This window comes from Aquabacterium sp. CECT 9606, from assembly GCF_918741295.1.
Lineage (GTDB): Bacteria > Pseudomonadota > Gammaproteobacteria > Burkholderiales > Burkholderiaceae_C > Aquabacterium.
In genome coordinates, this window is record NZ_CAKKNB010000018.1 from 1 (window position 1) to 612 (window position 612).

A 612-nucleotide genomic window follows, 5' to 3' on the forward strand; every position below is an offset into this window, starting at 1 on the left:
GTCAGGGCAGCGACCTGGGTTGAATCCAGGGCCACGATCTGGGCGGTGGTCAGGGCAGCGACACCGGCGGTGGTCAGGGCCTTGATGTCCGCTGTTTCGATCACGGCGACTTGCGCCGTGGTCAGGGCAGCGACACCAGCGGTCGTCAAAGCAGCCACCTGAGCGGTGGTCAGGGCCTTGATGTCGGTGGTTTCAATGGCGGCCACTTGAGCCGTGGTCAACGAGGAGACCTGGGTGGTCGTCAGGGCCGCAACCTGGGTGGAGTCCAGGGCCACGACTTGGGCCGTGGTCAGGGCGGCCACACCGGCGGTGGTCAGGGCTCGGACGTTGGCCGTGTTCAGCGCGCTGATGTCGGTGGTTTCGATGGCGGCCACTTGGGCTGTCGTCAAGGCGGCGACCTGGGCCGTCGTCAAGGCGGCGACTTGGGTGGAATCCAGGGCCACAACTTGCGCGGTGGTCAAGGCAGCGACACCGGCGGTGGTCAGGGCCTTGATGTCGGCCGTTTCGATCACGGCGACTTGCGCCGTGGTCAGGGCAGCAATCCCAGCGGTCGTCAGGGCAGCCACCTGGGCGGTGGTCAGGGCCTTGATGTCGGTGGTTTCGATGGCAGCG

The 612-nt window shown here is 66.8% G+C and carries 1 pseudogene; it reads right to left on the bottom strand.

Annotated elements, in window-relative coordinates:
- Positions 1–612: pseudogene (locus LQ232_RS23495) on the bottom strand (heme utilization protein); the annotation flags it as partial.